Source organism: Streptomyces sp. R41 (genome assembly GCF_041053055.1).
Lineage (GTDB): Bacteria > Actinomycetota > Actinomycetes > Streptomycetales > Streptomycetaceae > Streptomyces.
This window is the reverse complement of record NZ_CP163443.1, coordinates 827,391-848,038: the sequence shown is the minus strand read 5'-3', so window position 1 is coordinate 848,038 and position 20,648 is coordinate 827,391. Positions and strand designations below refer to the sequence as shown.

Below are 20,648 nucleotides of genomic sequence, written 5' to 3'. Positions count from 1 at the left end.
GCCGTCAATCTTGGATGTGGGACATCGGTGACGGCTCAGCCACCCTCGCTTGTGGAAATGCTGAGAGAGTGAATCCGTAGATGTGGACCGTGCTTCGCGGTTGCAGTCCCGCTGCCTTCAGAGCGGCCCCCACTGCGGTGTTATGGCCCGAGCCTATACGGATGGGGCAGGCAATGAGAATTCAAGGTTCAGTTGCTCTGGTCACTGGTTCCAACCGCGGCTTGGGCCTGGCCTTTGCCGAGGAGCTGCGCAACCGCGGTGTAAAGGTTTACGCCGCTGCTCGGAACCCTGACAGTATCGACTTGCCTGGCGTCGTACCAGTCAGGTTGGACGTCACCGACGCCGCAGTGATCCAGGAAGCCGCGGACCGATGCGGTGATGTAACTCTCCTGGTCAATAATGCTGGAATCGGCACTGTAAACGAGGGGACTCTCGACCCCGCGTTCATTGATTCCTCGCGCGAGATGTTTGAGACGAACTTCTACGGCATGGTGCGTGTCAGTCAGGTCTTCGGGCCGATCATCGCCCAAAACGGCGGTGGGGCGATAATCAACGTGCTGTCTGACGCCACATGGTTCTCTCGACCGATTGTTGCTTCTTACTCGGCCACGAAGTCCGCCGCATGGAGTTTTACCAACGCCCTGCGTCTTGACTTGAGGGGCGAGGGCGTGCAGGTGGTCGGATTGCATGCGGGCTTCATAGACACCGATTTGGCACGCGGCATCGACGCAGAGAAAAGCCGGCCGCGCGACGTCGCGGCAACCGCGCTTGAAGGCCTGGAGAACGGTAAGGAGGAGGTGCTGGCGGACGAGCAGTCGCGGCTGGTCAAGAGCACGCTCTCCACAGACCGCGGCTACTATCTGGACCCTCCGGACATCGTCTGACAACGACCCAAGGTGAGCCGCTTGAAGCAGCGTTCCGGATCCGCTCGCGCAATCGCCGCTGCTCCGGGGTCAATCCGCAACGCTGCGCGTACCGCATACCATCGGCCTGCCGCGGGGATCAGCACGCGTCGCCCCCGACAACACTCCGAAGACATAAGTCGGTCTGGAAGCCGTCGGGCAACGCCTTGAGCCGGATCAGGCGGTGATCGAGTGCCGGGTCGCCGAGCCGGATCCGCGGTGCCGGAAGTGCGGGTCGGAGGGCGTGGTGCGCGACACAGTCACGCGGCGGCCGGCGCATGAGCCGTTCAGGCACCGCCCCACGACGCTGCTGGTGCGGTACGCCGCTATCAGTGCGACGCGTGCGAGAGGACGTGGCGGCAGGACACCTCGAAGGTGGCTGCGCCGCGGGCGAAGATCTCCCGGGGCGGGCTGGAGTGGGCACTGCAGGGCATCGTGGTCGATCACCTCACCGTAAGTCGCGTCGCCGCAGGGCTGGGGGTGTCCTGGCATACCGCGAGCAGCGCGATCCTCGCCGAAGGCAAGCGACGTCTGATCGATGACCCTCACCGGTTCGACGGTGTCACCACGATCGGGTTGACGAGCATGTCTGGAGGCACACCAGGTTTGGCGACAAGTACGTCACCGTGATCATCGATCTCACCCCCATTCGTGAGAAGACCGGGCCGGCGAGGCTGCTGGACATCGTCGAGGGGCGCTCGAAGGCAGTGTTCAAGCAGTGGCTCGCCGGGCGCCCGAAGGCCTGGTCCGCCGGGATCGAAGCGGTCGCGATGGATGGGTTCACCGGGTTCAAGACCGCCGCCGCCGAAGAGCTCCCTGACGCAGTCCCGGTGATGGACCCGTTCCATGTCGTCCGCCTCGCCGGCGACGGGCTGGACCGGTGCCGGCAACGCGTTCAGCAAGACACCACTGGGCATCGTGGTCGCGCCGGCGACCCGCTCTACAACGCCCGCCGCACCCTGCACACCGGCGCGGGCCTTCTCACCGACAAGCAGCGCACCCGACTGGAGGCGGTGTTCGCCGTCGAGGAGCACGTCGAGGTCGAAGCGACCTGGGGCATCTACCAGCGGACCGTCGCTGCCTACCGGGAGCTGCGAACTCCGCGGCGTCTTGCGTATCCCAGCCGGGGAAGGTGGGGCGCGACGCAGCCGCCTCGCTCTTGGAATCGCGGCAGCAGGCAATGTGGTGATGGGTGTTGATCCGGCGCGGGCATCGCTTGAGGCGGCTCGCGGCAAGCCGGGAGCCGGGCGCGTGACCTGGGTGGAAGGCACCTCAACAGGTCTTCCTGATGCGTCGTTCGACGTGGCGGTGATGACCAGCAACGTCGCGCAGCTCCTCGTCGAGGACGACGCATGGGCACGCACACTCGGCGATCTGTATCGCGCCCTCGTTCCGGGTGGCAGGGTCGTATTCGACTCACGCGATCCGAAGGCCTGCACATGGGAGCGTTGGAACCCGGTCGACTCCCGCCGCCGAATCGAACTGCCCAGTAGGCATGGTGTTACGTCCTGGACCAAAGTGACCTGCTTGTGGGAGAGCTTGTGCCAGTACTCCGCAAAGACCACATGGGCGCCGAACAACCAGGCCCGCTCGTTCCGCGCCTGCAACTGATCTGCGTTGCCAGAGCCGACGACAGCGACGAAGACGTCAGCGACAACGTCGGCAACCGTGTGCGGGTCGTCGAAACGGCGGCTCACGAAGCGGGTCAGATCGGGCGACCACCAGACTCGTCGTCACAGAGCCGATGGCCGCTGGCAGCGTCGTGGTCGAGAAAGTCTGACCGGCAGGGCAGTCGAACTCCGTTCCGTACCCGTCTTTACGGGGGAACGAGGGAGGGCACATTGAACGCCGACGAGGAACGCCAGTTCCGCGAGTTCGTGGCGGCGCGGTCGAGATCGCTGCTGCACACGGCCTACCTGCTGACCGGGGACTGGGAGCAGGGCCGCGACCTGCTCCAGACCGCGCTTGCTTCCACCGCTCGGCGTTGGTCGCAGCTGCGCGACCGCCAGCAGCCGGAGATCTATGTGCGCCGGGCGATCTACCACGCCCAGGTGGACCGCTTCCGACTGCTCAGCTGGGGACGGGAGACGGTCACCGACACCCTGCCGGACCAGCCATCCGCGCAGGGCGCCGACTGGGCCGACACCGTGGTCCAGCGGCAGGACATCATGGCCGCGCTGCGGCGGCTGCCCAAGCGCCAGCGCGCGGTGATCGTGCTGCGCTACTTCGAGGACCGGCCGGACACCGAGATCGCCGCGATTCTGGGCGTCCACCAAGGAACGGTCCGCAGCCAGACCCACAAGGCCCTCGCCTCCCTCCGCACCGCCTTGGCCGAGGCAGGGCCGTCGGCCGCCTCCTCCTCCACTGCCTCCGGAAGGGGCGTCATCGCATGAACGACTCGACCGAACACCCGCTGCACGAAACGCTGCTGCACGATGCCTTGCACGCCCATGTCCGGGAGAGCGGAGGTAATGCCGCCGGTCCCTATCTGGCCGGCCTGGCCGACGGCGCATTGCAGGTCGCCCGGCGGCGGCAGCGGCTGGCCCGCGCCGCGGTCGGCATCGCCGCCGCCGTGGTTGCCACCGCCTGGGTGGCCGTCGCGGACGGCGCGACCCAGCACGCGCACCGCGTTCAGCCCGCCGCAGAGGGCACTGGGAACACCGAGAACGTGGCCCTGATCTCCATCCTGCCGGTCACCTCGTCCACGGAGCACGCCTGCACCCGTGGCAGCGGCGGCTACACCGTGCACGCGAGCGCGACCCACCCGGCGTTCTGCGTCCACGCCGACCGGGCCAGGGGCATGACCGACGTCCGTGTCACCTCCGCGAAGGCCGAGAAAAGCAGCATCGACGGCACCTGGCAGGTCGAGGTGACCCTCAGCTCCGCCGACCGGACCCGTTTCGCCGCCCTCACCGGCTCCATCGCCGCGGCCCCGTCCCCGCGCAACGGATTCGCCATCGTCATCGACGGCAAGCTCTGGGGCAACCCCTTCGTGACCTCCTCGATCACCGGCGGCCGTCTCGAAATCGTCGGGGCCTTCGCCGGGGACCTCACCAGCGCCACCGCCCACGACCTCGCCCTACGGCTGGATAGCGGCAGGTGACCCGCATACGCTGTGACCTGCACTGATAGCAGGTACAGGTCACAACTCCCCGGACTCCCCCCATGTCGCGGGGCAAACCCGACTTCTGGAAGACCGACTCCACCCGCGGCGAGTAGTAGCGCCAGGCGAGCTTCCCGGCGCTACGCCGGCCGCGGCCCCTCCGCGCTGGACTTCCTTCCGTCCAACGGCGACGGAACCCCCGTCGACGGAACCTCGCGGGTCGGCGCGAACCCGGGCTTCTGCAAGGTGGAGGGCGTCCAGGAGATGGCCTGGGCGGTCGACCTGATCGAGCAGGGCTACAACCCCTCCCGCCACATCAAGGGCGGCGACGTGTAGGGTCTCGCGGCTGATGTCGTCATCTCACGGGCCGTGTCGTACCGATGTCGTATACGACATCACCGTGAGACTAGCGCGCGGGTGCTGCTGCTCAGCGCCTCGTCTCGTACCTGGTCAGGACCACGCCGCCGGGAAACGTCCGCGTCTCCACCAGGTTCAGGTTCACCCAGCTGTCCAGCGCGGTGAAGAACGGCGTGCCGCCGCCCACCAGGACCGGATGGGCGGCGATCGCGTACTCGTCGATCAGCCCGGCGCGCATGGCCGCGCCGGCGAGCGTTGCGCCGCCGATGTTCATTGGGCCGCCGTCCTCGGCCTTGAGCCGGGTGATCTCGGCGATCGCGTCGCCGGTGACCAGGCGGGTGTTCCAGTCGACCTTGTCGATCGTCGAGGAGAACACCACCTTCGGCGTGTCCCGCCAGTTCCGCGCGAACTCGATCTCCGCCTGGGTGGCGCCCGGCTGCTGGTCGCCGGTCGGCCAGTAGGAGCTCATCGTCTCCCACAGCTTGCGCCCATACAGCGACAGGCCACTCGCCTGCTCGTGGTCGAGCCACCACTGGAACAGCTCGTCGCTCGGCGGTCCGCTCCAGCCGATGTCGTCGCCGGCCGCGGCGATGTAGCCGTCCAGGGTCAGGTTCATGCCGTAGATCAGTTTCCGCACGGCTCAGCCTTCCGTTCGTGGGTGTCCGGCGTATAGACCAGCGCGGCGCGGGAAACTCATCGGTGCGCGATCTGGGCTCGCCGGTAGCCCTCGTGCTCGGGGCTCAGCGTGGTGTACTCGGCCGACTCGGACAAGCCGCCTGATCTCGACCTCGCCCTCGCGAGGAAATGCCACGGATTTGAGACTGATCATGGGTGACAAGGCCGTGAGACAGCCAAGAACGCCCAGGTCACGCAAGATCGACATGTCACGAGGGGGCGAGACCCTACACGACGCCGTCCCGGACGAAGGGGAGTAGCCCAGGGTCCGCCGCATCCGCCCGGCCAACGCTGGCGCCGACGACGCCCTCATCAACGAGGCCGTCGAGCGCGCCAGCGCAGAAGTCTTCACCCGTGAGCCCCCAAGACACTCGAGGGCCGCATCAACTTCCTGCTGGGGAAGCGGAAGACGACCAAGGCTGTCGCTCAGGAACTCGGTATCACCCAGCGCTCCGTGGAGCGCTACCGCACCGGCGAGCGGAAGCACCCGCCCAAGGCGATCGTCGACCGGATCGATGCGGCGGTGCGCGAACTGCGGGGTCGTTGCCCACGCAGACCGGAACGCTTCCCACAACATCGCCCGCAAGGGCGAGGCTGCGTGGACTGCGGGGCGTGAGTCACGCGTCCCTGCCACCCCATAAAGGTGTCTGGACGGAGGAGGCCACACCACAGCCAGTGGTGCCCTACCTCCAAGCCCGGTCCTTCAGGACCGGGTCAAGTTGACCTGGTGCTGCAGGGCGACCGAGTGCATCTGTGCGCCCCCCTGTGTGGCACGCGTCTCGGGGTGCAGGAGGCGGGACATGATGGAGGTACAGATGCGTTCGGCGAGGAGGAGTACGGCATGGCCGGGTCGTGCTCGGGCGGTACCGAGGGCGTTGCGGGTGGCAAGGCGCGGTTCGACGAAATCTACGACCGGCCGGACCCCCGCGCGTACTTCGGGCGGCTGGCCCCATTGGAGTACGAGATCCCGCACCACGCCCAGCCGGTCTTCCGGCAGGTCGCAACCGAACGCGCCGCGCTCGACGACGGCCGCCCCTACAGGCCGGCAGTGCTGGACGTCTGCTGCTCGTACGGGATCAATGCCGCGCTGCTCAACCACGACGTCACGCTGGCGGAAATGTACGAGCGGTACACCTCCCCTGCTTGCCAGGCGATGTCGACGACGGAACTCGCGGCGCGAGACAAGGAGTTCTACGCCGAGCGGCGCCGACCGGACGCAGTGCCGGTGTTCGGCCTGGACGTCGCGGCACCCGCCGTGCACTACGCGGTCGAGGTGGGGCTCCTGGACGCCGCCTTCACCGACGACCTGGAACAGGGCTCACCCAGCCCCAGGCTGAGGCGCGCGCTCGCCGAGGTCGGCCTCATCACTCTGACAGGCGGCGGCAGCTATATCACTGCCCGAACGTTCACGGCACTGCTGGACGGTGCCCGGAGACCGGTGTGGGTCAGCGCGTTTGTGCTGCGGACGGTGTCGTACCACCCGGTCGTCCGGACATTGGCCGCGCACGGTCTAGGCACCACCGTCGATGTCTCCCGCACCTATCCGCAGCGCCTCTTCGCTGACGAGCGGGAACGGCAGTATGCGATCGCGGCGGTACGGGCGCTGGGCGGCGACCCTGCCGGGCGGGAGGAGAACGGTCGTTTCCACAGCCTGCGCTATGAGTCCCGACCCGATACACCGTGACGCCCTCGCAGTACTGGCTCAGCCCGGACCTGCGCCATGCGTGGGCACCCGCCGTGGTGCCCGGCACCCGCCGTGGTGCCCGGCACCGGACGGGGTGCCGCGGTCACCAGCCGGGTGTCGGCGTCCACGATGACCTGCACATCTGCGGAGAACCGGTAGTTGCGGCTGGACGCGGCCACACTCCGGTCACGGACCGGGACCAGCGTGCCGCCGGTTTACGGCGTCGCCCGGGCGGGCGGCAGGCCCCGGCGTTCGGCTGGCGTAATGATCTGAGCGACTGGGCAGGCCCGGTTCATGCTTCTCGGCTTGTGTCTGCTGAGCGTTCTCGCCCCACGATCGACCGGTTGAAGAAGGCCGCACAGCAGTACGTAGACCGCGCCCCCTACGGCGATGGCCGGCCCACGGACGACATCGAGCACCTGCTGGGCATGCTGGAGGGCTGGGACTCTTACTGCGGTGAAGCAGGGGCTGCGGCGGCAGATAGCTTGCTCAGTGAGATGCAGAAGCTCGACAACTTCAGCGCGGCGGAGCTGAGAGTCGACACGTCCGAAATCGATCTCACGCACAATTCGCAGCGGTTCTCGCTGAGGGCCGCTTTCAAGCGCGGGCTGAGAGGCTGAACGGGGCGTCGAGGCTGTGGGCAGCGCGGGTGAACTTGCTGACGCCAGGGTTCCGCCACCGGCAGGAGCACCGACTCCGGGACTGGAACCAGAAAGCCGAGGTGAGCGGCCCTGAGGCCATCGGTGTTCTTCGCCGGCTCCGTCCGCCAGGACCTGCCGGCCGCCACTGCTGGTCTCACCCTGTCCTACAGTTCCGGCGCCGTTGAGGGACACGTCAACAGAATCAAGACGATCAAACGGCAGATGTACGGCCAAGCCTCCTTCACCCTGCTCAGAGCCCGCATCCTCCTCCAGCCGTAGCCATCACGGAAGCGCGGTCACAACCAAGTGAGGCGCTCAGTCACACGGCCCCGGATCGTGTCGGTCGTCGCCCGGTTGCCCACGCTCACGTCGACTCGCTGAGGACGCTGCCTCACGTCCTCACCGGCGAAGCTGTGATGCAGGCGGGGGCCACGGGAGGGTCACCGGCAACCGGCCGACGGGCCGTCACCGCTCGCCGTCGCGGATGGCAGCTGACCGCGCCCCGGCCCCCGGCGCTGAACGTGGCCGGTCTCGCCCCGACCGCGGCTACGCGCCGGGCGGCGAGCACTCGATGTCGGGGACCGTCGTGGCCGTCGAAAGTGCCTGGCCGGGCGTGGGGGCGGCGCCCTCCTCGAGCCCACGGGCGGTGTGTACCCGCAGCAGTCCGTCGATGCCGCGCAGCAGGGTCTCGCCGGCCAGGACGGGGTCGCCGAGGTAGCCGGCACTCATCGCGCCGTCGCGGAGCATGACGAAGTGCCGCCCGGCGTACTCGGCCGACGCGTCCGTGATCTCGGTGAACAGTCCGGTGATCGTCTGCAGGAACCACTCGCGGTGTTGCACGACGGCCCGGTGGACCGGGTGGTCGGGGGCGGGGAATTCCGCTGCCGCGTTGAGGAAGGCGCATCCGCGGTAGCCGGGCGAGCGGATCTGCTCGACCAGGGACGCACCGATGCCCCGCAGGATGCCGTCGGTCGGCGTGTCCGTGGCCATCAGGGCGCCGATCTGGGTGCGGATCGCCTGGTCGACGCTTCCGATGTAGGCGACGGCCAGGTCTTCTTTGCTGCGGAAGTGGCGGTAGAAGGTGGCGTTGGTGACCTTCGACTCGGCGACCAGGCGGTCGACGCCCACCGTGTGGATGCCCTCGGTGTAGAAGAGCTGCCCGGCGGTCCTCAGGAGCCGCTCTCGGGCCTCGGAGACTCGCCTGCCGGTGCCGGCTTCCGTCTGTGTCATATCGCCCACCGTAGCAGATAGAACGATCTCTCTATGTCAATGTAGAACGTTCTCTCTTGTTTTACGGGGAGGGGTGTGCCAGGCTGCAGACAAGAGAGATCGTTCTCTCTGCTTCGAGGTGAGGTTTTCACCCGCTGAGGCATCCTGCCGCCCGGGCCGGGGAAGCCCGCCTGTCCCGGCCCGGGCGGCCGAACCCGTCCCGTACCCCTTTCCCGCACTCACTGGAGAACCCCATGGCATCCGTCGCCTCCGCCGAGCACGTCGGCGCCACGCCCGCCCTGCGCCGGCTGTACGTCATCCGCTTCTTCTTCGCCGCCGTGTGGGCGGCGCTCCTGCTGGTGTCCGGCTCCGACCTCACCACCGGGGCCAAGCTGCTGCTGTTCCTCTATCCCGCCTTCGACGTGGTCGCGGCCGTCGTCGACTTCAGGTCGGCGCGCGCCGGCGGGCCGGTCAAGGGCCTGTACGCCAACATGGCCATCAGCACGCTCGCCGCCGTCGGCGTAGCGGTCGCCAGTGCCTCGGGTGTCGCCGACGTGCTGCGCGTCTGGGGCGCGTGGGCGATCGTCTCCGGCCTGATCCAGCTCCTCGTAGGTATCGCGCGCCGGCCGATGGGCGGCCAATGGGCCATGATCGTCAGCGGCGGCATCTCGGTACTGGCCGGCGCGTCCTTCATCAAAAGCGCCTCACAGGATGACCCCTCGCTGACCACCCTCGCCGGCTACGCCACGCTCGGAGGGATCTTCTTCCTCGTCTCGGCGATCCGCCTGTCCCGCTCGACCCCCAGGGGCTGACCCGTGTCGACCAAGGATCGCGGTGACCAGACGTGGCGCGCGAGTCGGGACGTGCCCGACAAGGTCCGGCTCGGCGACAGGCTGGTGCGGCGGATGGCGATCGGCGCCATGAGGCCGGCCGGGCCGGGGATCTGGGGGCCGCCGACGGACCGGGACCACTCGATCGCTCTACTTGGCGGCCACTGAGCGCGATGATGGCCGCAACCGCGCTCAGCGCCGGGAGGACGGCCTGAGTGGCGCACCACAAGAGAGGCGTCGTAATTCCAGCCACCTCCCGAGCGCTGGAATGTGAGTCACTCCTGCGAGCACGCCGCCGTGCCCCACAGGTAAGGGACGTCGCCAGGACGGGGTCCAGGAACGAGGCACCTCCAGGTTGGGGCACACCCCCGAGGGACTGGGCTGGTTGCAGGGGGAGGTCGACGATGAGGCCGGTCCGTGGACAGGTATCGAGCAGCAGATTTCGAAGCTGGAGCAGGTCCCTACGGACTGGCGCGGGAAGGAGAGGCGTGGGCGTGGTGACGCTGCTGGAAGAGGCCGTCGCGGAGGCACTTCGCGGCAAGGACGGCGAGACGATCCGTCTCTACGTGGCCGCCTGTGCCGAACGCATGGCGCCACTGTTCATGGGTCCGCGGGCGGGCACGGCGGGACGGGAAGTCGACCTGGACTTCTCTGCGGAGTCCGTACGCGACCTCTGGCAGGCCGACCGTCCGCTCTCCGATGCTGCCGAGCGCGTAAGCATGTTGGAGTGGTTCCCCGAGTTTCAGCCGGGCGAAGAGGGGATCACCGACGACGCCGACACCTACGCATTCTTCGCCGCCCTGGTCCTGCGGTACGCCCTGCTGGCCAACGGCTCCGGGAACGCCGATGATGCGGTGTCCTGCGGCCATGCGGCGCTCACCGCGATGGGGATGCTGGACCAGAACGTGACGGGTGCCGGCTTCCGCGCCCAGGAGCAGCGGCTGCAGTTCCTCTCGGTGTCCGGCGATGCCGAGGGGTTGTGGGACGCGAGCGTCACAGCGGGGCGGGAACGCTTCCGTACCGTGCTGGGCCGCATCACGGGCGGCGGGTCTGCCCCGAGGCCGTTGCGTCCTCGCTCCAGGCTGGGTCGCCCGGCGTGCTGCCTTGGGACGGCTGTCGAAGGCTCCACCGCCGCTACGAACGCAAAGCCGAACACTTCCTCGCCTTCGTCGGCGAGCAATAGTCAAGACCTGTGGATCGGCGTGTCACGCTCTTCTTCTCGCCCGCCGTGCCGCCGATCACGCTGACCTCCACCTTCTTGGCTGTGGTAAAGCCCCGCATCCGGGGCGCGGCCGGACTCCAGGAGTCCAAGGGCGATGAGTCTCGCCGTGGTTGCCAGTCTGTATTCCCAACACGCGTTCAACCGCACTGGAGGAGAGCATCATGACCGCTACCTACACATTCGACGTCTTTTCCAGCCTCGACGGCTTCGGCGCTGCCGGCGGCAACTGGACCGGCTACTGGGGGAAGCAAGGCCCCGAGCTCCTCGACCACCGTCTCGCCCTGTACGGCGAGGAGCAGCGGATGGTCTTCGGGGCCAACACGTATCGGGCGTTCGCGCGGATGCTGGCCTCGAGCACTGAGGAGTCCGAGGTGTGTGACCCATGGGTCACACGGATGAGGAGCCTGCCGGCAACGGTGGTGTCGACCACACTGGAAGGATCCCTCGACTGGCCGGATGCGAACGTCGTGAGCGGCGATGCCGTCGACGTCGTCGCTCGGCTCAAGGAGGAGTCCGAGGTACCGTTGCGCTCGCACGGCAGCCTGTCGATGAACCGGGCGCTGATGGCCGCCGGTCTGGTCGACCGCGTCCAGGTGACGCTCTTCCCTGTGATCACCGGTCAGAGCGGGCTGGACCCGATCTTCCAGGGTGCGGCCGACTTCGACCTCGAGCTGATCGAGTGCCGGACGCTCGACGGACACATCCAAGAGCTCATCTACCGGCCCACCCTGCATGTCTGAGTCCATCCATACACCCCACCCCGTCGAGCAGACGAACCTGCCGGAAGTTCCCTCTGACCGACATGCCGACCGGTCTCATGGCCGCCCTGGTCACGCGGCTTGCTGATCGCCTCCCGGTTCTTCGGGTCGTTCGACGAACTGGCCGTCCTCGAACGTCGCGCCAGCGCGGAACAGGGCGACCAGGTGGGGTGCGTTGACCGCGCGCCAGCGGGCTTGTGCGGACATGTGCCGCCCGCCCCGCCCACCCTGCACCCCTACCTCGACTACCTGCAACAACGCTGGGCCGAAGGCGAACACGGCGCCAAGATCCTTCACCAGGAACTCCTGGCCAAGGGCTACCTGGGCCACTACCAGCGCGTGAAAATGGCCGTAGCGCCCCTGCCGCACGGCCTGCCTCTGGATGAGCCGCGCGAACGTCCGCCCTCCCCACGTGAGGCCGCGCGCTGGATCGTCACCGCACCCGACCGGCACGGCACGCAGACCGCGCAGCGCCTGCAGCGGCTCCTCAAACACTGCCCGGAACTCCGCCACACCCACGACTTGGCCGGCCAGTTCGCCGGCATGCTCGACGCCCGCGATGCCGCACCGCTGCCCGCTGGGTGGCCGCCGTTGGCAGTGCGGGCCCGCACTGCCAACGGCCTGGGAAGCCAGGGAAGCGGGTCCCCCGGAGGGTGAATTTGCGGGACGGCTGCGGGGTGTCGCGCGTGCTGACCTGGCACGGTGAGCATGTCAGGCCGCCACCTGCGGGGCGGCCGTCAGCGGCCGGGAGTTGCTGTGACGAGTTCGTATGCCCCCGCGGTGCGGTCCCTGACTGATGGTCAGGGGTGCGCCGCCGCTATGACCCGGGTGCTGGCCGGGCCTTCCGGGCCGGGCACGTCCTCCGCTCGGATCCGCTGTGCCGGTCAGAGTCCGCGCGAGGTGAATTTCGGCTGTCCCTGGCCGTTGAGGGAAAGCCCCTTCCGGGAACGCGCCCGGGAGAGCGCCCTGGAGTGGATGGAGGACTTCGGTCTGACGCGGGATTTTGAGGCCAATGTCGCCCAGTTCCGGCACTGGAAGCTGGCCGAGTGCGCGGCGTGGTTCTATCCGGACGGCACACCGGAGGGCGTTGAACTGGCAGCGCAGTTGATGGGCTGGTACTTCGCCCCCTTCGATGATCAGTTTGACGGCGACCTCGCCCGCGATTCCCAGGCCGCCGCACAGCTGTGCGGCGAGCTCACCACGATCCTGGACTTGCCCGAAGGCGCCCCGCTGCCTGCTCCCTCGCCGGTGGTCGCCGGCTTCGCCGATCTGTGGTGGCGCTCCTGCCGCGGCATGTCGACCCAGTGGCGTCAGCGTGCGGCCCAGCACTGGCGGCAGTACTTAAGCCGACAGCTCGCCGAGGTCGTCGACCGCCGTCACGCCCGCACGCAGGACGTCGAAGGCTGTCTGCGTCGGCGGGCGGTCACCACGTCGAGCGGCCCGCTCAGCGACCTGATCGAGTGCCTCAGCGGCTTCGAAGTGCCCGACCAGGCTTGGCAGAGCCCGCTCCTGTCCGAACTGCGCCGGCTCACCGCCGAAATCATCAGCATCACCAACGACCTTGTCTCCGCCGAGAAAGAAGAAGCCCAAGGCGACCGGGTCAACAACCTCCTCCTCATCCTGGAAGACCAACACGGCTGCACCCGCCACCAAGCTATCGAACGACTCCGCGAGATGACCCACGAGCGCTACGCCCGCTTCCTACGCCTGGAAACCCAGGCACCCGATCTCGACGACGTCCTCACCACGACCGGGCGCATCGCGCTGCGTCGCTACATCACCGGCCTCCATGACCTCCTCGCCGGCGACAACGAGTGGGAACACACCTCTGGCCGCTACGCGACCTGACGATCCACACCGCATGGCGGGCAGGCAAGGGACCCGGACGCACCTGCAAAGCGAGTCACGTGGGTTAGATTCCCGCCACCACGGCCTCCATCTCTTCCCCTTACCCCCAATCCCTCCTCTCCCTCTCCTCAAACAGCGGCACAACTCTCGGCACCCTCCAGGTGTCCAGGACATGACCGGATGGCAAACCTCCGGTCGCCGTGCTTCCTGTTTCGACGAGGAGACCCATCCGTGCGCCAGCGCATCCGCCCCCCGCACCTCCGCAAGTCGGCGGCCTTCGTGGCCGCTGCCGTGATCGTCGCGGCCGTTCCCGCGGTCGCCGCCTCCTCGGCGTATGCCGAGGAGGGCGAGCCCTCCCTGGTGATCTCGAGTCTGCCGAGTACGTCTCCCAAGCCCGGCGAGGTGTACGACGAGTCCGTCGTCATCACCAACAAGGGCACCGCGGCCGCGGACGGCGTCACCTTCCGGATCCGGCTGACCCGAGGGCTCGACTTCCCCGAGGCAGTGCAGGGCTGCACCTACTCGACCATCGAGGACCAGGTCAGGCAGGCTCTGTGCGAGCTCGACACCGTCATCGAGCCCGGCGCCTCCGTCGAAACGCCCGTGCGGTTCAAGGCACTGCCCAACGCGCTGATGGAGGCCGTCCAGTACGGCACCTCGGCTACCGGTGAGGCTCCGGGCGAGGGGTTCAGCGACAGTCACCGACGGCTGACCCTGACCGCCGACAGCTCGGCCGACCTCGTCGCCGTCGGTGACGACACCGAAGCCCTCGCGGGCGACAGGCAGTCCGTCACGGTGAAGCTCCGCAACGACGGCCCCGGCTGGATCCAGAACCAGGAGAGCGACGACCAGACGGCGCTCATGGTGCAGATACCGAAGGAGACGGTCGCCACTGAAGTCCCCCAAGAGTGCGCGCCGTTCGGGATCGACGGCCCGTCCGGGCCCGGGGGGACGCCGGGCAAGTCCAAGTATGTCTGCTGGCCCGCCGACCACACCATCGACGTCGGCGAGTCCCTCTCCTTCACCTTCATGCTGGCCATCGAGGACGACGCACAGACCACCACCGGCGAGGTGAAGGCGACCTCTGTCTACGACATCCACCCGGCCTTCGACAAGAACCCCGCCAACGACAAGGCCCAGATCCGCATCGCCATCCCCACCGACAACGAGCCCGGATCCGCCACCTCCGGCGGCGCCTCCACCGGCGGCTCGACTGACGGCGGCTCCACCACGGGCAGCGACGGCAACGATCCCGAGGGTCAGTCCACCGGCGGCTCCGGCAGCACGGGCAGCACCGGCTCCACGTCGGCCGGAACCTCGACGGGCGGCTCCACCACCGGTTCCGTCGACGGCAACCTGGCGAGCACCGGTTCCGACGGCACCCCGCTCATCGCCGGCGCCGCGGCCGCCACGGTTGCCCTCGGCGGTGGCCTGGTCCTGGCCGTACGCCACCGTCGCGCGACCGCCAAGTCCTCCTGAGGACTCCCTGAGCCTTTTCCAACCTCCGTAGAGCGTTTGCCCGTTGGCCTGACAGGACGGCGAAGCCCCTGGTAGATGGGTTTTCTGCCAAGAGAACCGTCTCCACCAGGGGCTTCATGTGCTTGTCTACCCGTCCGGCGTCGACGTCGCCTCCTCGACCTTGCGTCTGCTGTCCGCCCAGCTGCGCACACGGCGCCACGAGCGCGGGACCCGATGGCGGCGTCTGACCCCAGGACGTCAGGCCCAGCTTGCCCTCGCTCACCTGCGGTGCGGGCACACCTACGCACAGCTTGCGGCCGGGTTCGGCGTCGGCACCACCACCACCGCCTACCGGTACGTCGTCGAGGCGGTCGAGTTGCTCGCCGCCCTCGCGCCCACCCTGGCGGAGGCGGTCCGCGCCGCGACGACGAAGGCGTACGTCATCCTCGACGGCACCCTGCTGCCCATCGACCGGATCGCCGCGGACCGGCCCTTCTACAGCGGCAAGCACAAGAAGTACGGCATGAACATCCAAGTCCTCACCGATCCGTTCGGCCGCCTGCTGTGGGCCTCCGCCGCGCTGCCCGGCGCCGTGCACGACATCAAGGCCGCTCGCACCCATGGAATCATCGACGCCCTGGCCGAGGCCGACCTGCCCTGCTGGGCGGACAAGGGCTACCAAGGCGCCGGCGCCACCGTGCGGGTCCCCTTCCGCGGCAAGCACCGCAACCTGCCCTCCGGTCAACAGGCCGTGAACATCGCCCACGCCCGCATCCGGGCCGTCGGCGAGCAGGCCATGGCCACCCTCAAGAGCTGGCGCCTCCTTCGCAAACTGCGCTGCAGCACCACCCGAATCACCAGCCTCGTCCAGGCGGTACTCGCACTTCACCTCGCATCATCTTGAGGTTGAAAAGGGCGCACTGCATCGGCATGGCTGCTGACCCGTCGCGCAAGGATGGGAATCCGCTCCCCTTCCCGGCTCTTCCCGGGCGCCATCCCTCCCCGTCATGCTCTTTGCAGAGGCAGCGGGGAGGGGACGCGCATGCCAGACGGGGGAGCACCGAGGCGGACGAGATTGCGCCTGGCTCGGCACAGGCCAGGCCCAAGGCGGGTACGGGCCCGAGAGCGAGCCGACGAGCCCGAGGCCAGCACTCGGCTGGGTGGCCTGAACCTCCTCACCCTCGGCGCGGCCGTCACCATTGTGGCGAGCCTGGGCGGCCTGGTAACCACGGGCATCGGCACGATCTGGAGTGCCCGGGTGTCCGCTGACCAGTTGGCGCAATCCCGCGAGCAGGCAGAGGAGAAGCAGCGGGAGCAGGCTGCGCGCGTGTCCTTCTGGGCGGATGGAGGGCCGAAGGGTGAGAGCCTCCTCCACGTGATGAACAGGTCACCAGACCCCTTGTCGAACTTGCACATTGTGTTCCTGGTCTCGCAAGATCCGCCTGGCGACGTGGCGTTCCAGGTGTTCCTTCCTGCGCTGACCCCCTACTCGGTCCTGACCATCGAGGGGAAGTCCCTGAGGTACGTGGAGGATGATCCGGCGGACGAGGACGGCTATTGGCCGCCCCTGTTGGAGGCTGACGCCAATGGCATCGACCTCGGGGACTTCGAGGACAGCGTGGGCTTCCTGGAGGCAAGCATCGGGTTCCAGGACCGCAACGGTGCGCACTGGGCTCGCGTCAACGGCGAACTGACCAGGGGTGATGTCTCCATCGACCGGACGCCAGCCCGTCACGGCCGGGTGGTCGGAGAGCCGCAGGTCAAGCTCGTCGACAACTGCGGAGACGACGGGGGGAACTGACATGGCTAGGAGGGCCGACGGCCGCGAACTGGTGCCGCGCGTCGTCCGAGCCATCATCACCCTGCATCTGGCCTGCACGAACTGAGGTTGGAAAAGGCTCCCTGTCCCTGAATACGAATTGCTACGGACGCCTCATGAGCGGGCGCCAGTCAGGGCCATCACCGCAACAGGTTGACTCTGGGCGGTCGAGGGTCGGAGGTTTTGATTCCGGTTACTCCGTGGCTCCGTCGTCGCTTCGAGAACTCGGGAGCGCCCGGGGCCGGGTCCCCGGACAATGATCGTCATGACGTCCCTCCACTCCAACCCACTCTTCACGCGGCTCGCCGATGCCGAACGGATCCTTGTCGCGGGCGCGGGTGGCGGCTTCGACATCTACTCCGGCCTGCCGTTGGCTCTCTCCCTCCTGCATCAGGGCAAGCAGGTATATCTCGCGAACCTCTCCTTCAGCTCACTCGCCGGTCTCCCGATCGATGACTGGGTCGCCCCCGACCTGGCCGCCGTCACTCCCGACTCCGCTTTGCACCAGAGCTACTTCCCGGAGCGCACCCTCGCTCAGTGGCTGCGCCAGCACGGCTACCCGTTCACCGTGTACGCCTTCCCCCAGACCGGGGTGCGCCCGCTGCGCGCCGCCTACCAAGCACTGATCAAGCTGCACGGCGTCGACGCTGTCGTGCTGGTCGACGGCGGTACGGACATTCTGATGCGCGGCGATGAAGCCGGGCTCGGCACTCCAGAGGAGGACCTGACGAGCGTGGCGGCGCTGGCCGCGCTGGACGGCATACCGGCCCGGCTCGTCGTGTCAGTCGGCTTCGGTGTAGACGCGTACCACGGCGTAAACCACACGCAGGTATTGGAGAATATCGCCGCGCTGGAGCGCGACGGCGCGTACCTCGGTGCGTTCTCGATACCGCGCGCCACCCGTGAGGGCGCTCTCTACCTTGACGCGGTGACGCACGCTCAGCACCACACCCCGGAGTACCCCAGCATCGTGAACGGTTCGATCGCGGCAGCCGTGCGCGGCTCGTTGGGCGATGTCCGGTTCACTGACCGCACCCGGGGCAGCGAGTTGTTCGTGAACCCGCTGATGTCCCTGTACTTCGCCTTCGACCTCCCGGGCCTGGCAGCCCGCTGCCTCTACCTGGATCGGATCGAGGACACCCACCTGATGCGCCAAGTCCATTCACGGATTGCCGAGTTCCGCGAATCCATAGTCGCTCGCCCACCCCGCCGCTTCCCGCACTAGTGACGAGGTCGACTGTGCGCTGCTGGCAGCCGCACCCATCCCGGCCAAAGCCGCCCGACTGACCAAAACCCAGCTGCGGGCGGTGCTGTAAGGGCAGGCGATGCGCCCCAGGGGATGGCCTGCTCGATGCGTCAGAACGCATGCGTAGCAGTCGGGCCCGCGCAGCCTCACATCCGGGATCTCAGCACGTCGACCTCACAGCCCGGCGCGAAGGGGTCGAAGCCGTGCTCGATCAGCCAGCGAACTGCCAGCAGGCTTCGCAACGACCACCACGCGTGGATCACGTCGAGGTCGATGTCGGTGCCATATCCGGCGACGAGGTCGTCGAGGTGCTCCTCGTGTCCGAGCGTGAAGGTGGCGAGGTCGTACAGGGCATCACCCTGGCCCGCCTCGGACCAGTCGATGATGCCCGTGACCTCGTCGCCGTCGACGAAGACGTGCGCGATCTGCAGGTCTCCGTGCGTGAACGCCGGAGTCCACGGCCGGAGCGCGGCCTCGGCGACCTGGCGGTTGCGGGTGACCAGGTCAGCGGGCAGGAGGCCGTTCGTCACGAGCGACTCGCACTCGGCGTCGAGTTCCGCCGCCAGCGCGACGATGCTCCGGCCGGCCCGGCCGGGCCGGGGCGGCAGCGGCGCGTCGTGCAGCTTCCGGATGGCGGCGCCCGCCGCGGCCCACGCCGCCGGCGACCCGGTCGACGGCCCGCCGAGGCGCCCAAGCGTCGTCCCCGGGAGTGCGGCGATCGCGAGCACGGGCGGCTTGCGCCACAGGACCTCCGGGGTCGGGACCGGCGCGAGGGACATCGCCTCGACCTCGACGTCGATGCGCGCCTGATCGGCGTCCACCTTCAGGAACACGTCACCGACGCGCAGGGTCGCGCGCTCGGAATGGGCGACGACGACTTTGACCTCATCCATGGGCGACCAGTATCCCGGGGATGATCGCCGACGTCGCCGGGTTTATCGCGTGCGATTACGCGGCTGACCGCGTCCCGATACCCGGCGGCCTCGTGCACGACACCGACCTCTGGCCAGGTCAAGTCCACCACTTTGTTAGGAGGCCGAAAAGCCACTCAACACCCCAGGGCTGCTCAACCGTACGAAGGGCGCGACCCCAGCCGGTCCCCGAAACGTAAGGCCAACTGGGGAACTCAGTGCGCGACACGAGGTCGCACCGGATAAGTAAGGAGATCCGTCTTAAGGGAAGTTGATGGGGGCGGGACTTCGGGCCAGTGAGCTGGTCGTCAACCTCGTCTCCGTTGGGGGGTGGGGATGGAGCAGGCGGTTTTCGAATCGCACCCCCCACGTCCGCAAGGCGATCCCGCTGCGGGAACGCTGCTTCTTGATTGCGAGCCAAGAGTCGAGCCTGTGACCTTCGGCGATAGGTGGGCGACGCGGCACTATGTGCCCGACGCCGTGTCGGTGCTGGTCGTGCTGCTGCTGGCGCGCTCCTGGGAGCGGTAAGCGCTTGAGCGGTAGCCGCTGGACAGGTGCTCGACTGCGCCGAGGAAGTCGCGGAAGGCCCGGTCGGTGCGGGTGGTGTCGCCGGTGGCGTCGAGGTCCATGAGGAGACCACGGATGACAGCGAGAACGAGCGTCGCGAGATCCGGCCGACCGATGCTGCGCAGGCCGTCCTCGAGCGGCCCGAGCCAGTCGGTCGTCGCGGTGCGTCGGAAGTTGGGCCACAACTGCTGCTCTGCACTCTCGCGCAGCTGACCGAACATCCGCAGGTACGGCTGCCCGTCCGGGCCGGTGATGGAGGTCCAGGCGCGGTTCAGGGTGGCCGTGTACGGCTCGTCTGGTCGCACCCGCAGGAGGTCGCCGAATGTGTCGAGCTGACGTTGCCGCGCGTGCCCGAGGACTGCCCGTAGCAGGGCGTCGCGGGTGCCGAAGTGATAAATCAGCATGCGGGCTGAGGTGCCGGTGGCGGTGGCCAAGGGCTCGAGCCGGTCGGGGAGGCCGTGCGCGAGGGCGTGATCAGCGCAGGCATCCAGCAGCCTTTCCTTGATGTGCGGTTGCGGTCGTCTGCCCACGGCCCAACTTTTTCACGTAACGGCTACTACGTCTATCGTCGGCAGGGGGGCAGTCAAGGCAGACGTGGAGGCAGCGATGAGGGTCGTGTTCGTGCATGGGGCGTGCGTGCGGGACGGGTCGTGGTGGTGGCACCGCACCGCCGAGCTGCTGCAGGAGCGAGGGGTGCCGAGCGTGGCGCCGGCGCTGCCGAGCTGCGGCGAGGCGGGCCTGCCCGGCGGCGTCGGCGGTCCGGGACTGCCCGAGGACGTTGCCGCGGTGCGGCAGGTGCTGCAGGACAGCGACGAGCCGACCGTCGTGGTCGCCCACAGCTACGGCGGCATCATCACCGCGGAAGCCGCCGCGGGAATCGGGTCGGTGCGCCACCTGCTGCTGGTCTCCAGCTACCTGCCCGAGGTCGGGCAGAGCCTGTCGGAGTTCGGGGACGGCAGCCCCGCCCCGTTCCTCGACATCGACCCCGACGCCGGCACGTTCGGGGTTCGCCCCGAGCAACTCGTGGACACGTTCCTGCAGGACTGCGACCCCGAGGTCCAGGCGCAGGCGGCGGACCACCTCGCCCGGCAGAGCGTGCAGGTGACCGGGCAGCCGGTCGGAGCGGCCGCATGGCAGCAGTTGCCCTCGACGTACCTCGTCTGCGCTCAGGACCGGGGCACCCCGCCGTGGCTGCAGCGCGAGTTCGCCCGCCGCGCCGGCAACGTCGTCGAACTTGACGCCGGCCACCACCCGTTCCTGTCCCAGCCTGCAGCGGTCCGGGACCTGCTGCTGAGCCTGTGACGGCAGCCGGCGGACGAGCCGGGCCGGCGATCCGAGGGCCAGGAGAGCGTCGTGAATGCCGAGGAAGAACCGCTGTCGAGGGCACGTCGGCGGCGTCCGCCTCCCCAGCGAAGTCG

23 protein-coding genes and 3 pseudogenes are annotated in these 20,648 nt (G+C 68.3%); 21 read left to right on the top strand and 5 right to left on the bottom strand.

The window, feature by feature from the left end; translation table 11 throughout:
* Positions 1-161 precede the first annotated feature (161 nt).
* From AB5J53_RS04080 to AB5J53_RS04060, 5 genes and pseudogenes are all read left to right on the top strand, one after another.
* On the top strand, positions 162-884 hold the full coding sequence (locus AB5J53_RS04080; protein WP_369244283.1) for an SDR family oxidoreductase: 723 nt from the start codon (positions 162-164) through the stop codon (positions 882-884).
* A gap of 157 nt (positions 885-1,041) precedes the next feature.
* Positions 1,042-1,993, top strand: a pseudogene (locus AB5J53_RS04075) (ISL3 family transposase); the annotation flags it as partial.
* A 97-nt stretch (positions 1,994-2,090) separates the two neighbouring features.
* Positions 2,091-2,513, top strand: coding sequence for a class I SAM-dependent methyltransferase (locus AB5J53_RS04070; RefSeq protein ID WP_369244282.1), 423 nt, complete (start codon positions 2,091-2,093; stop codon positions 2,511-2,513).
* 230 nt (positions 2,514-2,743) lie between these two features.
* On the top strand, positions 2,744-3,295 hold the full coding sequence (locus tag AB5J53_RS04065) for a SigE family RNA polymerase sigma factor (protein ID WP_369244281.1): 552 nt from the start codon (positions 2,744-2,746) through the stop codon (positions 3,293-3,295).
* A complete protein-coding gene (locus AB5J53_RS04060) occupies positions 3,292-4,005 on the top strand; it encodes a hypothetical protein (protein WP_369244280.1) in 714 nt (237 codons plus the stop codon). Before AB5J53_RS04065 ends, AB5J53_RS04060 begins: the two co-directional genes overlap by 4 nt.
* Before the next feature lie 427 nt (positions 4,006-4,432).
* Here the strand turns inward: AB5J53_RS04060 and AB5J53_RS04055 are convergent, their stop codons facing one another.
* Entirely contained in the window at positions 4,433-4,999 is a 567-nt protein-coding gene (locus AB5J53_RS04055) for a dihydrofolate reductase family protein (RefSeq protein WP_369244279.1), read from the bottom strand.
* Between the two features lie 349 nt (positions 5,000-5,348).
* Between AB5J53_RS04055 and AB5J53_RS04050 the strand changes: the two are divergent.
* The 3 genes and pseudogenes from AB5J53_RS04050 to AB5J53_RS04040 all read left to right on the top strand — a co-directional run.
* Positions 5,349-5,566: pseudogene (locus tag AB5J53_RS04050) on the top strand (XRE family transcriptional regulator); the annotation flags it as partial.
* Positions 5,553-5,678: a hypothetical protein gene (locus tag AB5J53_RS04045; RefSeq protein WP_369244278.1), complete on the top strand. Its 126-nt coding sequence runs from the start codon at positions 5,553-5,555 to the stop codon at positions 5,676-5,678. The pseudogene AB5J53_RS04050 and the gene AB5J53_RS04045, both read left to right, overlap by 14 nt.
* Positions 5,679-5,878: 200 nt before the next feature.
* A complete protein-coding gene (locus AB5J53_RS04040) occupies positions 5,879-6,721 on the top strand; it encodes a hypothetical protein (protein ID WP_369244277.1) in 843 nt (280 codons plus the stop codon).
* Positions 6,722-6,825: 104 nt separating this feature from the next.
* On the opposite strand, the pseudogene AB5J53_RS04035 reads toward AB5J53_RS04040, so the two are convergent.
* Positions 6,826-6,930: pseudogene (locus AB5J53_RS04035) on the bottom strand (IS5/IS1182 family transposase); the annotation flags it as partial.
* A gap of 135 nt (positions 6,931-7,065) precedes the next feature.
* Here AB5J53_RS04035 and AB5J53_RS04030 point away from each other — a divergent pair.
* On the top strand, positions 7,066-7,341 hold the full coding sequence (locus AB5J53_RS04030) for a hypothetical protein (RefSeq protein ID WP_369244276.1): 276 nt from the start codon (positions 7,066-7,068) through the stop codon (positions 7,339-7,341).
* A gap of 123 nt (positions 7,342-7,464) precedes the next feature.
* Entirely contained in the window at positions 7,465-7,641 is a 177-nt protein-coding gene (locus tag AB5J53_RS04025; RefSeq protein ID WP_369244275.1) for a transposase, read from the top strand.
* A gap of 267 nt (positions 7,642-7,908) precedes the next feature.
* Here AB5J53_RS04025 and AB5J53_RS04020 read toward each other — a convergent pair whose 3' ends face one another.
* Positions 7,909-8,592 carry a TetR/AcrR family transcriptional regulator gene (locus AB5J53_RS04020; RefSeq protein ID WP_369244274.1) on the bottom strand — a complete coding sequence of 228 codons (684 nt, stop codon included), beginning with the start codon at positions 8,590-8,592 and terminating at the stop codon, positions 7,909-7,911.
* Positions 8,593-8,825: 233 nt separating this feature from the next.
* Here AB5J53_RS04020 and AB5J53_RS04015 point away from each other — a divergent pair, with 233 nt between their 5' ends.
* The 10 genes from AB5J53_RS04015 to AB5J53_RS03970 all read left to right on the top strand — a co-directional run bounded on the left by AB5J53_RS04015 (position 8,826) and on the right by AB5J53_RS03970 (position 17,731).
* Positions 8,826-9,383, top strand: coding sequence for a hypothetical protein (locus AB5J53_RS04015; RefSeq protein WP_369244273.1), 558 nt, complete (start codon positions 8,826-8,828; stop codon positions 9,381-9,383).
* Between the two features lie 3 nt (positions 9,384-9,386).
* The gene (locus AB5J53_RS04010) at positions 9,387-9,569 is read left to right on the top strand and encodes a hypothetical protein (protein WP_369244272.1); all 183 of its coding nucleotides are present in this window, start codon (positions 9,387-9,389) and stop codon (positions 9,567-9,569) included.
* A 326-nt stretch (positions 9,570-9,895) separates the two neighbouring features.
* On the top strand, positions 9,896-10,648 hold the full coding sequence (locus AB5J53_RS04005) for a hypothetical protein (protein WP_369244271.1): 753 nt from the start codon (positions 9,896-9,898) through the stop codon (positions 10,646-10,648).
* 136 nt (positions 10,649-10,784) lie between these two features.
* Positions 10,785-11,363, top strand: a complete 579-nt coding sequence (locus tag AB5J53_RS04000) for a dihydrofolate reductase family protein (protein WP_369244270.1) — start codon at positions 10,785-10,787, stop codon at positions 11,361-11,363.
* A gap of 99 nt (positions 11,364-11,462) precedes the next feature.
* Entirely contained in the window at positions 11,463-12,038 is a 576-nt protein-coding gene (locus tag AB5J53_RS03995) for a hypothetical protein (protein WP_369252939.1), read from the top strand.
* A gap of 162 nt (positions 12,039-12,200) precedes the next feature.
* Positions 12,201-13,229, top strand: coding sequence for a pentalenene synthase (locus AB5J53_RS03990; RefSeq protein ID WP_369244269.1), 1,029 nt, complete (start codon positions 12,201-12,203; stop codon positions 13,227-13,229).
* Between the two features lie 231 nt (positions 13,230-13,460).
* Positions 13,461-14,708, top strand: coding sequence for an LAETG motif-containing sortase-dependent surface protein (locus AB5J53_RS03985; protein ID WP_369244268.1), 1,248 nt, complete (start codon positions 13,461-13,463; stop codon positions 14,706-14,708).
* Positions 14,709-14,826: 118 nt separating this feature from the next.
* Complete coding sequence (locus AB5J53_RS03980) at positions 14,827-15,591, top strand: transposase family protein (RefSeq protein WP_369244267.1); 765 nt, start codon at positions 14,827-14,829, stop codon at positions 15,589-15,591.
* Between the two features lie 354 nt (positions 15,592-15,945).
* Complete coding sequence (locus AB5J53_RS03975) at positions 15,946-16,488, top strand: hypothetical protein (protein ID WP_369244266.1); 543 nt, start codon at positions 15,946-15,948, stop codon at positions 16,486-16,488.
* Between the two features lie 283 nt (positions 16,489-16,771).
* Positions 16,772-17,731, top strand: a complete 960-nt coding sequence (locus tag AB5J53_RS03970; protein WP_369244265.1) for a DUF1152 domain-containing protein — start codon at positions 16,772-16,774, stop codon at positions 17,729-17,731.
* 167 nt (positions 17,732-17,898) lie between these two features.
* On the opposite strand, the gene AB5J53_RS03965 is transcribed toward AB5J53_RS03970, so the two are convergent.
* Positions 17,899-18,645, bottom strand: a complete 747-nt coding sequence (locus AB5J53_RS03965; protein ID WP_369244264.1) for a phosphotransferase family protein — start codon at positions 18,643-18,645, stop codon at positions 17,899-17,901.
* Between the two features lie 482 nt (positions 18,646-19,127).
* Positions 19,128-19,760, bottom strand: a complete 633-nt coding sequence (locus AB5J53_RS03960; protein WP_369244263.1) for a TetR/AcrR family transcriptional regulator — start codon at positions 19,758-19,760, stop codon at positions 19,128-19,130.
* A 76-nt stretch (positions 19,761-19,836) separates the two neighbouring features.
* On the opposite strand from AB5J53_RS03960, the gene AB5J53_RS03955 reads away from it, so the two are divergent.
* On the top strand, positions 19,837-20,532 hold the full coding sequence (locus AB5J53_RS03955) for an alpha/beta hydrolase (protein ID WP_369244262.1): 696 nt from the start codon (positions 19,837-19,839) through the stop codon (positions 20,530-20,532).
* Positions 20,533-20,648: the final 116 nt, after the last annotated feature.

Excerpts from the sequence above, each read along its gene's own strand:
- AB5J53_RS04060 (WP_369244280.1), top strand. The coding sequence starts at position 3,292 with ATGAACGACTCGACCGAACACCCGCTGCACGAAACGCTGCTGCACGAT.
- AB5J53_RS03965 (WP_369244264.1), bottom strand. The coding sequence starts at position 18,645 with ATGGATGAGGTCAAAGTCGTCGTCGCCCATTCCGAGCGCGCGACCCTG.
- AB5J53_RS04080 (WP_369244283.1), top strand. The coding sequence starts at position 162 with ATGGGGCAGGCAATGAGAATTCAAGGTTCAGTTGCTCTGGTCACTGGT.
- AB5J53_RS04070 (WP_369244282.1), top strand. The coding sequence starts at position 2,091 with ATGGGTGTTGATCCGGCGCGGGCATCGCTTGAGGCGGCTCGCGGCAAG.
- AB5J53_RS04020 (WP_369244274.1), bottom strand. The coding sequence starts at position 8,592 with ATGACACAGACGGAAGCCGGCACCGGCAGGCGAGTCTCCGAGGCCCGA.
- AB5J53_RS04015 (WP_369244273.1), top strand. The coding sequence starts at position 8,826 with ATGGCATCCGTCGCCTCCGCCGAGCACGTCGGCGCCACGCCCGCCCTG.
- AB5J53_RS04045 (WP_369244278.1), top strand. The coding sequence starts at position 5,553 with ATGCGGCGGTGCGCGAACTGCGGGGTCGTTGCCCACGCAGACCGGAAC.
- AB5J53_RS04040 (WP_369244277.1), top strand. The coding sequence starts at position 5,879 with ATGGCCGGGTCGTGCTCGGGCGGTACCGAGGGCGTTGCGGGTGGCAAG.
- AB5J53_RS04000 (WP_369244270.1), top strand. The coding sequence starts at position 10,785 with ATGACCGCTACCTACACATTCGACGTCTTTTCCAGCCTCGACGGCTTC.
- AB5J53_RS03955 (WP_369244262.1), top strand. The coding sequence starts at position 19,837 with ATGAGGGTCGTGTTCGTGCATGGGGCGTGCGTGCGGGACGGGTCGTGG.
- AB5J53_RS03990 (WP_369244269.1), top strand. The coding sequence starts at position 12,201 with ATGACCCGGGTGCTGGCCGGGCCTTCCGGGCCGGGCACGTCCTCCGCT.
- AB5J53_RS03970 (WP_369244265.1), top strand. The coding sequence starts at position 16,772 with ATGACGTCCCTCCACTCCAACCCACTCTTCACGCGGCTCGCCGATGCC.